11 protein-coding genes are annotated in these 15,610 nt (G+C 43.1%); 10 read left to right on the forward strand and 1 reads right to left on the reverse strand.

The window, feature by feature from the left end:
• Positions 1–320: 320 nt before the first annotated feature.
• Positions 321–1,385, reverse strand: coding sequence for a hypothetical protein (locus DW896_RS11880; RefSeq protein ID WP_117652535.1), 1,065 nt, complete (start codon positions 1,383–1,385; stop codon positions 321–323).
• Positions 1,386–1,615: 230 nt separating this feature from the next.
• On the opposite strand from DW896_RS11880, the gene DW896_RS11885 reads away from it, so the two are divergent.
• From DW896_RS11885 to DW896_RS11935, 10 genes are all read left to right on the forward strand, one after another.
• Complete coding sequence (locus DW896_RS11885; protein ID WP_005824684.1) at positions 1,616–2,620, forward strand: LacI family DNA-binding transcriptional regulator; 1,005 nt, start codon at positions 1,616–1,618, stop codon at positions 2,618–2,620.
• 77 nt (positions 2,621–2,697) lie between these two features.
• Complete coding sequence (locus tag DW896_RS11890) at positions 2,698–4,485, forward strand: L-fucose isomerase (protein WP_005824683.1); 1,788 nt, start codon at positions 2,698–2,700, stop codon at positions 4,483–4,485.
• Positions 4,486–4,499: 14 nt separating this feature from the next.
• The gene (locus DW896_RS11895) at positions 4,500–5,723 is read left to right on the forward strand and encodes a DUF6786 family protein (RefSeq protein WP_008662244.1); all 1,224 of its coding nucleotides are present in this window, start codon (positions 4,500–4,502) and stop codon (positions 5,721–5,723) included.
• 25 nt (positions 5,724–5,748) lie between these two features.
• Positions 5,749–7,179, forward strand: a complete 1,431-nt coding sequence (fucP, locus tag DW896_RS11900; RefSeq protein WP_016272203.1) for an L-fucose:H+ symporter permease — start codon at positions 5,749–5,751, stop codon at positions 7,177–7,179.
• A gap of 11 nt (positions 7,180–7,190) precedes the next feature.
• A complete protein-coding gene (locus tag DW896_RS11905) occupies positions 7,191–8,831 on the forward strand; it encodes a ribulokinase (RefSeq protein WP_117652536.1) in 1,641 nt (546 codons plus the stop codon).
• A 28-nt stretch (positions 8,832–8,859) separates the two neighbouring features.
• Positions 8,860–10,041 (forward strand): glycoside hydrolase family 172 protein, encoded by a 1,182-nt coding sequence (locus tag DW896_RS11910; protein ID WP_117652537.1) that lies wholly within the window; start codon positions 8,860–8,862, stop codon positions 10,039–10,041.
• 201 nt (positions 10,042–10,242) lie between these two features.
• Positions 10,243–11,649: a DUF4185 domain-containing protein gene (locus tag DW896_RS11915; protein WP_117652552.1), complete on the forward strand. Its 1,407-nt coding sequence runs from the start codon at positions 10,243–10,245 to the stop codon at positions 11,647–11,649.
• A 599-nt stretch (positions 11,650–12,248) separates the two neighbouring features.
• The gene (locus tag DW896_RS11925) at positions 12,249–12,674 is read left to right on the forward strand and encodes a glycoside hydrolase family 97 C-terminal domain-containing protein (RefSeq protein WP_229098466.1); all 426 of its coding nucleotides are present in this window, start codon (positions 12,249–12,251) and stop codon (positions 12,672–12,674) included.
• A gap of 101 nt (positions 12,675–12,775) precedes the next feature.
• Entirely contained in the window at positions 12,776–14,224 is a 1,449-nt protein-coding gene (locus DW896_RS11930; RefSeq protein WP_117652553.1) for a glycoside hydrolase family 125 protein, read from the forward strand.
• A 31-nt stretch (positions 14,225–14,255) separates the two neighbouring features.
• Positions 14,256–15,449 (forward strand): glycoside hydrolase family 172 protein, encoded by a 1,194-nt coding sequence (locus DW896_RS11935; RefSeq protein ID WP_022400938.1) that lies wholly within the window; start codon positions 14,256–14,258, stop codon positions 15,447–15,449.
• The last annotated feature ends 161 nt before the right edge of the window (positions 15,450–15,610 follow it).

The following is a 15,610-nucleotide window of genomic DNA, read 5'->3' on the forward strand; positions in this document are numbered from 1 at the left end:
GGCCGGATTAAGTTCTTCGAGAACTTCGCCGGAAGGAAGACCCCAACAATAGTTAAGAAGTATCTCTTAAGTTGACTTTAAAAGATTGTTTTGAGATTTTATACTATGAAAAGTTGTATATATATAAAAAATGAGAACAGTAGAAATAGAGTATCTATTTTCTGCTGCTCTCATTAGAGTAATAAGCTATTTAGTAAGTTTTGTAATTTATCCTTTTCTTATTTTTATCCACCTTTTATCCTTTTCTGTTCTATAAATTAAGAACAAAAGAGGGGATAAATAAGGAGGAAAAGAAGTTCTACCCAAAAAGTAGTCCGTTCTTATTTCATAATGTGGTTTATTAATTCTTCCGGTGAAAGAGGTGTGATACCAAAAATATAGCTTTGACCAAACTGAAATGGTTCAGTCAGTTCAAAGTTCTCATAAGCGATACCACCAGGTATCGGAGATTTACTTGCCCAATAAGTATAACGACCATTCACAACTCCTTCTAACTCATTACTTGGATTGGAACAATACCAATATTGCGTTGCTTTTTTACCAGTATATTTCCAATGTGTATGTGTATCTTCAGCATATACAGCTTTTGTAGGGTCTTTCTCATCAGGTGACGCTATAAACCATACACCTCCATTTTTATCTTTTATCATTTCTGCCACTGGAGTATGGTTATGTTCTGTGAAATTAGAATCTTTATAGCTCGGCCATAATTGGCCGGCTTCTTTCGTTTTACCATCTGCGAGATGTAATGTCCTAAGTCTTGCTTTGTTTCCCATAGTAGCTGTGAGTATAAAACGATTTAGCTCATCTGACTCTTCCGTGGTATACGTAGTTAATTCAAACTCATAAGGCTTTCCTTCTGTGAATTTAGTCCGGACATAGATATCCGCACCATTATCAAAAGTTTCACAAAAGAAATACACAGTAAGTGTTTCAACTCCATTTTCCTTTGCTATTACTCCGTGAGCTGGATAATATTGATTTGGGAATGAGGGAGCTTCAGGAGTATTCCCACTCCAAAAACGTTTTCCACGAACATTATCAAGTTGACTCCATTCCAATTCTGAGAGCCCCCTATTATTTTTTGCTTTATCAATTGGTTCAAAAGCAATGAAATTGGTAACAACAAATTCATCATGTTCTAAATAAGGTGTATAGATACGAATTAGCCCACGTGGACCTCCTAATGGAGCAATTCCTATTCGGATACCATTTGCAAATCCCCAAATGGGTTGTGCTTTTGTATTTTGAGCAGGTTGTAACCATATTCCATTTTTTTCCGGAGTTGCTAAAGTTTCCGGAGCTATTTGTAGGTTAGTCTGTCCATAAAGGTAGTGTATTCTGCATGCAAAGAATAAAAGTGTAAATAGAATCTTGGTTTTCATGATTTTAAAAGTTTAAAATTAATTTTTATGTGTCGTTTATGGTAGTTCATATCGTTTTTAGCATGATTTGGTACTGCAAATATAAAAATGTTATAACGAATTAGCAAAATAATTTGCAGATTTAATTTTTATGTTTATATTTGCATCGTGAGAATACGATAAGTGCTACTGATTCAAGAGGTAACCTAAAAGTATAATACTATTATATAGCAAAAACGTTACACAAATATATGTCGTCACTAAAAAAAATATCGCTGAAGGATATTGCTGAAGCTGCAGGCGTTTCAACAGCATTGGTTTCGTTCGTTTTGAATGGGAAAAAGAAAGAGTATCGCGTGGGAGAAGAAACTGCCCAACGCATATTGAAAATTGCCAATGAAATGAACTACCAGCCTAATCTTGCGGCCAAAAGTCTTCGTAGTGGCAAAACAAAAACAATAGGATTAGTGGTTTCTGATATTTCCAACCCATTTTTTTCTCAATTAGCGCGTGTATTGGAAGATGAGGCAACCAAACGGGGATATACCGTACTTTTTGGAAGTTCAGATGAGGATAAGGATAAGATGACCCGTGTTGTTAGTAACCTTATTAATAAAGGGGTAGATGGACTCATCATTGTTCCTTGTGACAATTCTGAGAAATCCATCGCTTCACTTGTGAACAATAATATCCCTATTGTTTTGTTCGACCGCTATTTTCCGGAAATCAATGTCAGCTATGTGGCGTTGAATAACTTCAATGCTTCCTATATATCAACCAAACATCTTTTGAATGCAGGCTATAACGCTCCTTGTATGGTGGCTTATGATGTCAACCTTATCCATATGAAAGAGCGTATCCGTGGTTATAAAAAGGCTATGGATGAAGCCGGTAAGAGAAACTTGGCTAACGTGGTCTTTTTGAGGCAGGATGCTCCCAGAAAGTCCGCAGACCGTTTGTTGCCTAAAATGATTGATGGCGGTGTAGACGCTTTTCTTTTTGCCACCAACATGATTTCATTGGCTTGTTTATATACAATAAAGGACATGGGAGAGGGAATTATTGGTAAAATAGGTTTAGTGGGTTTTGACGGTAATCCGGTATTTGACTTTTTTGATGCCCCTATATCCTATATTCAGCAGCCTATAGATGTTTTAGTACAGAAAGCACTTGAAATACTGATAGATATCATTATTAACGGTAATACAGTGCAGTCTGTGCTTGCCGAGGGAGAATTTATTGAAATGGCTCCTTAGGAGAGCTGTTTTTTTTACATGATAGCTTAATCGATTTAGTTAATTTTTATATTAATCTCAATAAAATCAGTTGAACCATGAGAAATTCAAGATTAATCGGTGGAAAGCCGAAAATTGGTATCAGACCTATTATTGACGGTCGTCGTGGAGGTATCCGTGAGTCATTGGAGGATATGACTATGGCCATGGCCCATAAAGTGGCCGAGCTTTATTCTTCTGTCTTACGTCATAGTGACGGCACTTCCGTAGAGTGCGTCATTGCAGATACAACTATTGGTGGAGTGGCTGAAGCTGCCATGGCGGCTGAAAAATTCCGTAATAGTGGAGTCGGTGTTGTACTTTCTGTAACTCCTTGCTGGTGTTATGGATTCGAAACTATTGATATGGACGGAGAAATGCCAAAAGCCATCTGGGGCTTTAATGGTACAGAACGTCCGGGTGCGGTTTACCTGGCTTCAGCATTGGCAAGCCATACACAGAAGGGATTGCCTACTTTTGGCATTTACGGACGTGATGTACAGGAGGTGACCAATATGGAGATACCGGAAGATGTACAGGAAAAATTGTTGCGTTTTGCCCGTGCAGGTATAGCTGTGGCTACAATGAAGGGGAAATCCTATCTTTCAATCGGCAGTGTATCCATGGGCATTGCAGGCTCTATTCCCAATCCTGATTTCTTCCAAGAGTATTTGGGCATGCGTAATGAGTATGTGGATGCCAGTGAGATAGAACGTCGTGTCCAGTTGGGCATTTATGACCATGAAGAGTTCGCACGTGCCATGGCATGGACAGAAAAGTATTGCAAGAGTAATGAAGGGACAGACTTTAATCCGGAACATCTGGTATATTCCCGTGAAGAGAAAGATGCCCGTTGGGAATACGTGGTAAAAATGACTCTTATTTTCCGTGATATGATGATTGGCAATCCCAAATTGGCTGAAATGGGGTTCAAGGAAGAGTCAATGGGACACAATGCGATTGCTGCGGGTTTCCAGGGACAGCGCCAGTGGACGGATTATAAGCCTGACGGTGATTTTTCAGAAGCTATACTGAATACTTCTTTCGATTGGAACGGTATCCGTGAAGCATTTACTTTCGCTACGGAAAATGATACGTTGAATTGTACTTCAATGCTCTTCAATCATCTATTGACCAATACTGCACAGATATTTGCGGATGTGCGTACTTATTGGAGTCCGAATGCCATAGAACGGGTAACGGGTAAGAAATTGGAAGGTAAGGCGGCAAACGGTTTCATTCACCTGATCAACTCCGGTTCTTGTACGCTTGATGGAACAGGCTGTCAGACACGTGACAATAAACCGGTAATGAAGCCTTTCTGGGAAATTACGGAAGAGGAAGTGGAAGCTTGTCTTTCTGTAACCAAGTGGCATCCGGCCAGTCGCGAATATATGCGTGGCGGTGGTTATTCTTCCCAGTTCCTGACTCGTGGTGAAATGCCGGTAACAATGTGCCGTTTGAATCTCGTAAAAGGTCAAGGTCCGGTATTGCAGATTGCCGAAGGCTGGACAGTAAATTTGGATAAGGATGTTTTCAAGGCTATCAATGAACGTACTGACCGTACATGGCCTTCCACTTTCTTCGCTCCACGTCTGACAGGTAAGGGGTATTTCCGTGATGTATATACTGTTATGAATAACTGGGGGGCTAATCATGGCGCTATCAGTTATGGTCATATCGGTGCTGACTTGATTACTCTGGCTTCCATGCTTCGTATCCCGGTATGCATGCACAATGTTTCTGAGGAAAATATTTTCCGTCCCAGTGCATGGACCGCTTTTGGCGAGGATATGGAAGGCAGTGACTATAGAGCTTGCAAGAATTATGGACCTCTCTATAAATAAAGGAAACAGGCGTTATGTTGAAATCAACCAAACTGAAAAACACTCTGCTGGTAGGTGCAACTGCAATACTTGTATCATGCGGCGGACAAAAAGAAATCAAGATGGGAAGTTATGCTTATGATGCCCAGTTCTTAAAGGACCACGGCATTGAATATACTGAATTGGTATCTGCTGATGGGAATTCTAAAGTGATGGTTATTCCTGCATGGCAAGGCCGTGTAATGACTACTTCTGCTTCCGGCGATGAAGGTGATAGTTACGGCTGGATTAATTATCGTTTCATAAATGAAGGCAAAGTCAGTTCTCAATTTAATCCGGTAGGAGGTGAGGAACGTTTCTGGCTTGGTCCGGAAGGTGGTCCGTTCTCACTTTATTTTAAGGAAGGACAAGAGCAGGTTTATGATAATTGGATAGTTCCTCCGGTACTTGATACTGAAGCTTTTGACATAAAGTCGCAAGACAACAGTAGTATCCGTTTTGTGAAAGATACTCGTTTGACAAATGCTTCCGGTACTACTTTTGATATGAATATTGACCGTACTGTATCGTTGATGGATGCTGGTGAAGTTGCTGCCGATTTTAATATCCAGCTTACAAATGATATGAAAATTGTAGCTTACAAGAGTGAGAATAAGATTACCAATACAGGTGACAAGGCATGGACAAAAGAGGGTGGTCTTGTATCTGTGTGGATGCTCGGCTGTTTTAATCCTACACCGACCACTACTGTATTCATTCCTTATAAGCAAGATGCGGAAGGAACAATTGTGAATGATGAATATTTCGGTAAGATACCGGCGGATAGGCTGATAAAGGAAAATGGTATTATCTATTTCAAGATTGACGGGCTCTATCGTTCCAAGCTGGGATTGCCGGCTTCACGGGCAACGGATATTTGCGGAAGTTATGATTCGTCGAAAGGCGTACTCACAATCCTGTGGTGTAGTCTTCCCGAAACTCCTTCAGTCTACGTAAATGGCCAATGGGGACCTCAGGAAGATCCGTTTGCCGGCGATGTAATCAACTCTTATAATGACGGTCCGGTAGAAGACGGTTCTATAATGGGACCTTTCTATGAAATTGAAACGTCTTCTCCCGGTGCGGAGCTGGCTCCCGGTGCCTCATTGGTCCATACGCAAAAGGTGATTCATATACAAGGTAAGGATGAACAATTGGTTCCTATCGTGCAAGATTTATTTGGAGCGGATTTGAATGTAATAAAAACAAAGTTTCAATAGGGTAACTATATAATGGAGAATTCGTATGGAATCAAATAAAATAATACCGAAAGGAATCCTCTTCCCATTCATTCTGCTCACTACTCTTTTCTTTGCCTGGGCTGTGCCGAATAATCTGACAGATACTATGCTTGCAGCTTTCAAGCGCATCATGAGTATGAGTGATTCAAAAACAGCTTGGATACAGGTAGTGTGCTATTTGTTGGGATATGGATGTTGTGCTGTTCCCGGTGCCTTGTTTATCAAGAAATACACTTATAAATCAGGCGTGATGCTGGGGCTTGGTCTATATGCATTTGGGGCTTTACTGTTCTATCCTGCCATGCTTAGCTCGGGAGTGAATGTTGATTTCAGCTTCTTTATGTATCTGCTGGCAATCTTTGTTCTCTTTGCCGGACTTTCAGTTCTGGAGACGTCTACTAATTCTTATGTATTGGCAATCGGTCCTGAAAGTACCGCGACACGCCGTTTGAATCTGTCTCAGGCCTTCAATCCGTTCGGAGCGATTACGGGAGTGGTGATCAGTCAGATTTTCATCCTCTCACAACTGAATGGAATGACAGCGACAGAGCGTGCCCAACTTCCGGCTGAGGAGCTGGCCGCCATCCAGGGGCAGGAATTGAATGCTGTTACTACTGCTTATGTGGTACTTGGTCTGGTGATGTTGGTGCTCTTACTTGCTATTCGGCTTACCAAAATGCCTAATCTTAGTGAAAAAGGTGAAAAAATAGAGTTTGGTGCCACTCTTCGTCGTCTTATAAAGAATAAGAATTATGTATGGGGTGTAATAGCACAATTTTTCAATATTGGTGCACAGATAGCCGTATGGTCATTCGTGATCCGTTATGCTATGGTACAGCTGAATTTTGACGGTGTATTGGCTTCTTTAGGAGATTCTGCTTCTGCAGATGCTGTTGTAAATGCATTACGGGGAGTGGAACCGGTAGCTGCCGCATTCTATAATTGTTGTGAATGGCTTGGATTGAATGATTTGCTGCCACGTACAGCAGAACAGGCTGCAGCTACTTACTATATCATGTCACTTATTCTCTTTGTAGTAATGAGATTCGTATGTACTGCCATGATGAAATATGTGAAAGCTTATAAACTCTTGATAGGACTTGCGCTTCTTGCTGTAATGTGTTGTTTGGGTGCCATGTTCGGCAAGGGCAGTTTCGGCGTCTATTGCCTGATGGGCATTTCTGGTTGTATGTCATTGATGTTCCCGACCATTTATGGTTTTGGTCTTACAGGTTTGGGGGATGATACTAAGATTGGAGGTTCATTCATGGTAATGGCTATTGCCGGTGCTGCCGTTCTGACCCAAATTCAGGGTATTGTCTCCGACCAGACGGGTAGTATTATGGCTGCATATGTTGTACCGGCCGTTGCTTTTGCAGTGATTGCCTATTATGGGTTCTTCATTGCAAGAAAACAAGAATTGACAACCAAATAATGCTTTAGACTATGGAATCAAACAAGAAATACGTTATCGGTCTTGATTTTGGTACGGATTCTTGTCGTGCACTGGTAGTGGATACATATACTGGCCGTGAAATGGCTACGGGGGTAAGTTTTTACCCCCGTTGGAAAGCGGGACTTTACTGCGATGCACACAACAATCGTTATCGCCAACATCCATTGGATTATATTGAATCCATGACAGAGGCTGTACATATAGCTTTATCTGATTTGAAGGAAGAAGAAATTACTTCTATTTGCGGATTATGTTTTGACACAACTGGTAGTACTCCTGCTTTAACCGATAAGGCAGGAATGCCATTAGCTTTGCGCCCTGAATTTGCAGAAGAACCGGATGCTATGTTTATTCTTTGGAAAGATCATACAGCTGTTCGAGAAGCTGAGCAAATCAACGCACTGATCAATCAACGCAACCTTGATTATTTGCTTTATGAAGGTGGTACTTATTCATCAGAATGGGTATGGTCAAAGGTTTTACATATTATTAACACAAACGTCGCTATAAAGGATGTTGCTTATGCTTGGGTAGAACATTGTGATTGGATGACCGGATTAGTAACTGGTAATACTATTCCGGAACAGATCTTTCGTAGCCGTTGTGCTGCTGGACATAAAGCAATGTGGCATGCCAGTTGGGGTCTTCCTTCCGGCGAAGTTCTCGAAGAACTTAATCCGGCCTTGAAGGAAATGCTCCCCCATCTGTTCACAGAAACCCACACCAGCGACACCAAGGCAGGGGAACTGACACCCGAGTGGGCAGACAGGCTTGGACTTCCCCAAGGAATCGCCGTGGCTGTGGGGGCGCTGGACGCCCATATGGGAGCCGTAGGCGCATCCGTCGCCCCGGGGATACTGACACGTATCATGGGAACATCCACCTGCGACATCATGGTTGCCGGCAAAGACGAGGTAGGCGGACGCTGTATCAAGGGAATCTGCGGCCAGGTGGACGGTTCGGTGCTTCCGGGATTCATCGGTTTCGAAGCCGGACAGTCGGCTTTCGGAGACATCTACGCCTGGTTCAGGAAGATGCTGGCATGGACACTGAAAGATATCCCCGGAGGAGAGGCCAGGCAGAAAGTTCTGGACGGCATGCTGGTGGAACTCACCCGTGAGGCCCAGGACATGGAACCCTCCGAGGACGGTGTTGTCGCCCTGGACTGGATGAACGGCCGCCGTACCCCCGATGCGAACCAGAACGTGAAGGGTGCCGTTGCGGGACTCACACTGGGTACCAGCGCCCCGGAAATATTCCGTGCGCTGGTGGAAGCCACCGCCTTCGGTTCCCGCCGTATTGTGGAGCATATGAAGGGCCAGGGGCTGCGCATTGATTCGGTCAATGCCATCGGAGGTATCAGCAAGAAGGCGCCCTTCGTGATGCAGACGCTGGCAGACGTGCTGGACATGCCTATCCGTGTGGTCCGCTCGGAACAGACCTGTGCCTTGGGAGCGGCAATGTTCGCGGCAGTTGCCGCAGGGGTGTACAAGGATATCAATGAAGCGACAAGGCACATGGGGTCGGACATCGAAGCTGAATACCGGCCGGATGAAAAAAGAGCCCTCATCTACGAAAAACTATACAAGAAATATCTTGAACTGGCAAAACTTGCTGAAACCATTAACTAAGTATACAAACCATTAATCTATTTAAAACATGAGAATCAAATCATTAATTTTAGCGGCCTTATGCATGGTCACCGTGAGTGTTTACGCCCAAAGCAACTACCCGTTCAACGGTCTGGACATGAACATGGGTAACCTGTCAAGACTGTCCGATGCGAAGACACGTTCCATTAGCCCCGAGAACTTCACGGGCGAGAAGGGCAAGGGCGGCATGGCCGACCCGGTCAGGGACAAGGACCAGCGGAATGTGGCCAACGCCCACCATGCGGCCAAGGACCTGGGCAAGGGTTGGAAGGTAAACCCCTTCATCATCGTGAAACCGGGAGAGACAATCACGATTGCGGAAATCGAGGGTCCGGGAGCCATCCAGCAGATCTGGATGACACCGACCGGGAACTGGCGCTTCTCCATCCTGAGAATGTACTGGGACGACGAGAAGGAGCCTTCCGTCGAATGTCCGGTGGGTGACTTCTTCTGCAGCGCATACAATGAATATGCACAGCTATCCTCACTGGCCGTCTGCGTGAATCCGGGCAGCGCCTTCAACTGTTACTGGAAGATGCCTTTCCGCAAGAAAGCTCGTATCACGCTGGAGAACATCAACACTGCCGAGGAGATGCGTCTGTACTACCAAATCAACTACACCCTGACAGAAGTTCCTGAGGACGAGGCCTACTTCCACGCGCAGTTCCGCCGCTCCAACCCGACCCAGGGGTCACTGCACACGCTGATTGACGGTGTGAAGGGCAAGGGACAGTACGTGGGTACCTACCTGGCGTGGCGTGTAAACGACAACTGCTGGTGGGGTGAAGGGGAAATCAAGTTCTACATGGACGGTGACAAGGAATATCCGACTATCTGCGGAACCGGGGCTGAGGACTACTTCTGCGGTTCGTACAATTTCGAGAACCAGAAGACGCACCAGTACCAGGAGTTCACCACCCCTTATGCCGGTATGCACCAGGTAATCCGTCCCGACGGGCTGTACCGTGCGGTGACCGCTTTCGGGCTGTACCGCTGGCATATCCTTGACCCGGTACGCTTCGACAAGGACCTGAAAGTCACGATACAGGATTTGGGATGGCGTCATGACGGACGCTACAACAACCAGAAGTCGGATATCTCGTCGACCACTTTCTGGTACCAGGCCGAGCCGCATGCCAAATTCCCGGCTTTGCCGAGCAAGGACGATTTGGAAATTCCAAGATGGTAAAATTGGGTATACCCAATATTTAAAATTACGTTGTTTTTTTATTAACTATTAAATCAAAGTATTATGAGGATTTCTTTTAAGAGGAATGGTTTCATAGCATTGGCATCAATGCTATCATTTGCAGTGTATGCAGGGGATAATTTGCCTCTTGCAACTGCTGCATCGGGGGGTTACGATAAATTGAAAAATGAATCAATAGACATGAAAAACATATTATTTATAGCATTCTCTTCGTTTATACTTTTATTCGTTTCTTGTACTTCTGAACAAGAAACTGAAACTTATATTCCTATTGATGAAATTATACCTTTGGATACTTATTTGATTCCAAATAAGGATACAAAAATTGTATCAACAACATTGAATTTTAAGGATATTGATGCCATAGATTATTTGCTGGTTAGAAAGAGTGTAGGTGACAGCTATTCAGCTAAGATAAATCAAAGCGAACTTACGTCTGATTATATTTTCAATTATACCATTCAAAAAACAGATCCACAGAATTTTCGGCTAGTATTGGCTGCCTTTTACAAAGATGGTAATATGTCGAAAGAGCTCTCTTTGAATGTGGATAACCGTTGGGGTTTTTTTATTCGTAATGTTACTCGTATAGCTCGTGTTACAGGGAGTATAATAAATGGAGAAAACTTTCCAAGTCCTAATAATACTGCGACAAAATGGAATGTAGGAGGAACAGATCTTGGCATTATTTGGGAGATGCAGCCCGGAAAATATGGAATTTTCTTTGGTGATACTTTTGGGTATGACTTTAAGCCTAATCCGGCTAATCCTGGACCTAACGGAGGGAGTTGGCGTAGTAATGTGCTGGCTTTCTCGGAGGATAATGATTTAGAAGATGGATTGTCATTCAGCAATATGGTTACTGATGATAAAGGGTATGCCCGCGAGATAATATATGGAGGAAAAGATTCGTCAGGTAATGGTGATTGGACTTCTATCCCAACAGCTGCTATTCGTGCTAATGGAATAGATTATGTGCATTATTTTAATATGAGAAATTGGACAGGATGGGTTACAAATTATTCGGGAATATATAAGTCGGCTGATAATGGTTTGACATGGGCTAAATGTAAAGATATAACCTTCTCATCTTATAGTTTTTTTGGTCAGGTAGGGTACTTTAAGAAAGATGGATATGTTTATATGATAGGTACTCAAACGGGGAGGGATAGCAATGCTAAATTAGCACGATTTCATGAAACAGATATTGAGAATAAGACAGCTTATGAATATTGGAATGCTTCTACTAATCAATGGATAAAAGGCAATGAAAATGAGGCAACAGTATTAATAGAAGATAAGGTTGGTGAACTTTCTTTTATATATAATGAAACACATAAGAAATGGATAATTGCTTATTTCAATGCAGATAGATATAATATAACTATGCGTACGGCAGAAGACATAACTGGCCCATGGAGTGAACCCTATGAGCTTGCTAATGGTAGAGAGTATGCCCAATTGTATGGTTCTTACATTCATCCGTTGTCGGTAACTGGTGATAATTTATATTTTACGATGTCAATGTGGATGCCTTATAATGTTTTTTTAATGAAGGCTGAATTGGCTGATATGGGAGAGTTTTAATTATATTGATAAATATAATATCATGAACACACGCACATTAATTATAACTTTTGTTTGGATGATAATGTCCAACATAGGCATCTTTGCTCAAGAGCATTGGGATGCACAAGAGAGAATTGAGTTGAATAAGGGTGTTTTTCCGAAGAATTTTAGTAAAGCTATTGATATTATACAGTATGATTTATTAGGAATTGAGAGAGGAAAAAGCCATGTGAAAGTGATAGATAACAACACTTTGTACATAAACCTTTCTTTTTCGCTTAAAAACTTTGTTCAACAAGGTGATTGGCGTATAGCGGTAAAGCCGGATTTTTTACCTTCATTCCATTGGGCGCCACATCTTACTCCTACTGATAGAAATGTCATCGATCAACATGTATTCCGTTCTCCTGCCCTTATCGTAGCAGACGATCATCAAACTCTTATTCTTATCCCCGATTTGGATATTATGCAGAAGGGGACTCCTGTACGATGGTATATGGATATGGACGCATCCTCTAATACACTTATTCTCGGAATGTGTAATAACCATGTATCCGAACACGTTCTGTTTGAGCGTGATCAAGAAACTACTTACCCAATATGTAAATCCTCATGTAATGAGCACACGCTGCCATATGTTGGCCATGTATGTGGTTTTGGAAAACCATCTCACCTCGTTGTGCGATACGCCAAAGGCTTATGAAGGTCAACCGGGGTTCGAGGTGCTCCGTACCGTGCCGGGAACGTGGGATGAGATAAGAGTTCCGCTGGCAAGGATGAATGAGCATGTCACGGTGGCCCGCAGGAGCGGTTCGGACTGGTGGGTAGGCTCGCTAAACAACGGTGCGGAAAGGAATCTGAAATTGGAATTGGACTTCCTTAGTGAGGGAGACTACCAAGCAACGATCTATACCGATGCAGAGGATGTGGACCGGAATCCAAACCATCTGGACAGACAGGTACGGAAAGTTACAAGGAAGGATATCATTGAACTGAATCTGGCAAAGGATGGAGGAGCGCTATTACATATCAGAAGGTTATAAGGGTGATGTTTATCAGTTGAAATTGTATTTCAATCAGTTGTTAGTTTGTTAGGATAAGAAGATTGTTCCAGGATAATATTTTTAGTCAATGGATTTATAACATGAACAGAAGAAATTTTATAAAGAGAGTGGGCCTTTTGGGGGCAGGATATGCGCTGAATAAAAACTTGATGTTTGCGAATTCAGGCGTAGCTTCGACAGCTGCCTCTTTTTCGTCGTTTCCAACAGTAAGGAAGCCTATATCGGAAAGGAACTTCAAAAGTCCTGCCATTGAAAAGGCCATTACTACTTTTAAACAGAAGGTCAAGAATGAAGAACTGGGCTGGCTGTTTGGGAATTGTTTTCCGAATACGTTGGACACAACCGTTTTTTATTCAGAAAAGGATGGCCGACCGGATACATATGTGATTACCGGTGATATTGATGCCATGTGGTTAAGGGATAGTTCTGCCCAAGTATATCCGTATTTGGATTTCATGTCTGAAGATAAGAACCTGCAAAGACTGATAATTGGCGTTATCAATAAGCAGACCTCCTTTATATTGAAGGATCCGTATGCCAATGCCTTTTATGATGATGATACGAAGTATACAAGATGGAACAGCGACCATACGGAGATGAAACCGGGTATTCATGAGCGTAAATACGAGTTGGATTCGCTTTGCTATCCCATTCGCCTGGCATATGGATACTGGAAAAAGACAAATGATGCTTCTCCTTTCGATGCGCAATGGAAGAAGGCGATAGAAACCGTTTTAAGGGTCTGCAAGGAACAGCAGAGAAAAGATGGTAACGGGCCTTATAGCTTTCGCAGAACTTCGGAATGGGCTATAGATGCTGTTCCTATGGGTGGAGTGGGCTATAAAGTAAATCCGGTCGGATTGATTTGCTCTACTTTCAGGCCTAGTGATGATGCCACTATCTTTCCTTTTCTCGTCCCGTCCAATTTCTTTGCGGTGGCCAGTTTGAGGCAGGCTTCCGAAATGGTTCAAAAGATAACCAAAGACAATGTACTGGCTGATGAACTGTTGGCGTTGAGTAAAGAAGTTTATAATGCTTTGCAGACTTATGCCGTGGTGAATCATCCGAAGTTCGGTAAAATCTATGCTTTTGAAATAGATGGCTTTGGATCGGCTTATCTTAGTGATGATGCCAACGTCCCTAATCTGCTGGCGTTACCCTATCTGGGTGGTGTTGATAGTGATGATGCAATTTATGCCAATACCAGAAGATTCGTGTGGTCGGAATACAATCCTTATTTCTTTAAAGGTTCTTATTTTGAAGGGATAGGAGGACATCATATTGGTACGGACATGATATGGCCGATGAGCCTGATAATGAAAGCCCTGACTGCTCAAGACGATAAAGAGTTACAGCAATGTATCCAGATGCTCCAGAAAACGCATGCCGGTACCGGGTTCATGCACGAGTCATTCCACAAGGATGACCCCAAGAAATTCACAAGGAGCTGGTTTGCATGGGCCAATACATTGTTTGGAGAATTGCTGTGGAAAACATTCAATGAGAAACCATATTTATTGGAATATTAATCATCTAATTAATCAATGTAAACAAAAATTTATGAGAAGAATTACAAAATTCAGTTTGTTACTCTCCCTTGTTCTGGGATTGTACTTTCCTACTGTTTTTGCACAGTCGAACATGACGAACGAAATGTTTGACTTGGCAAAGTTGAAGTCGGGTGTAAAAAACAAAAGAATCTCCAGTACAGATCCTACCGGAGGTAACAGAGATCACTTGGAGCCCTTCAAACCAGGTGAGAAACGCATCATTGCAGACATCAAGGGAACGGGAGTCATCAACCACATTTGGGTGACGATTGCGCCTCCACCTCCCACTTTGAGCAGAAACGACATTATCATTCGCATGTATTGGGACGGCAACGATTATCCTTCGGTAGAGTCTCCCATCGGCCCTTTCTTCGGACAAGGCTGGGATGAGAGATACAACTACGCATCCTTGCCTCTTTCGGCCGGTCCTGAAAACGGTACCGGTCTGTCGTGCTATTTCGCTATGCCTTTCGAGAAGGGCGCACGCATTGAAATTGAGAACCAGAGCGACCGCAACATAGATGCTTTCTACTTCTACGTGGATTATCTGGAGATGGCGAAGCTTCCCAAGGACATGGGCCGCTTTCATGCCTGGTATAACCACAACCTGACTGAAGCACTTCCCGAAGGCGAGACGGAGTGGGGAGTTACCGGTGCCCAGAAGCCGAACACCACCGGCGAACGCAACTATGTGTTCATGGAAACCCAAGGCAAGGGACACTTTGTAGGTATCAATTACTATGTGCATTGTCCCACTCCCATGTGGTATGGCGAAGGTGACGACATGTGGTTCATTGATGGAGAAAAGGTTCCCTCGCTGATAGGTACAGGTACGGAAGACTTCTTCAATACGGCCTGGTGTCCTAAAGAAGCCTTCTCGCATCCTTACTTCGGTTATCCCCGTGTGAACAATGATATAGGCTGGCTGGGTCGTACCCACGTTTACCGATTCTTCATTGAAGATCCCATTTTCTTTGAAAAGAGCCTGAAGGGAACCATCGAACATGGCTCCAACAACAACTTGACGTTGGATTTGTCTACCGTGGCTTATTGGTACCAAGATTCGGCTGTGGCTCTTCCCGAAGCTCCTACAAAGGCACAGCGTGCTCCGAAACCTTTCATCAACCATGTTGATATACATCGTTGGCGGGATGCCTGGCGTAAGTCCAAGGGTAACAAAGCCACTCTGTGGGGCAACGAGTAAACTTTTGTAACGCTCTTTTTTTATACGTTCATAGGCTGATATTTATATCCGGGGTTTTGCCATTATATTGGCAAAACTGTGTCTCTATATTGGCAAAACTGTGCCACTATATTGGCACGACTATGGAAAAATAGTTCTACGGAGCAGCAAATTCAATAAAT

This window comes from Bacteroides sp. AM41-16 (assembly GCF_003603495.1).
Lineage (GTDB): Bacteria > Bacteroidota > Bacteroidia > Bacteroidales > Bacteroidaceae > Bacteroides > Bacteroides uniformis.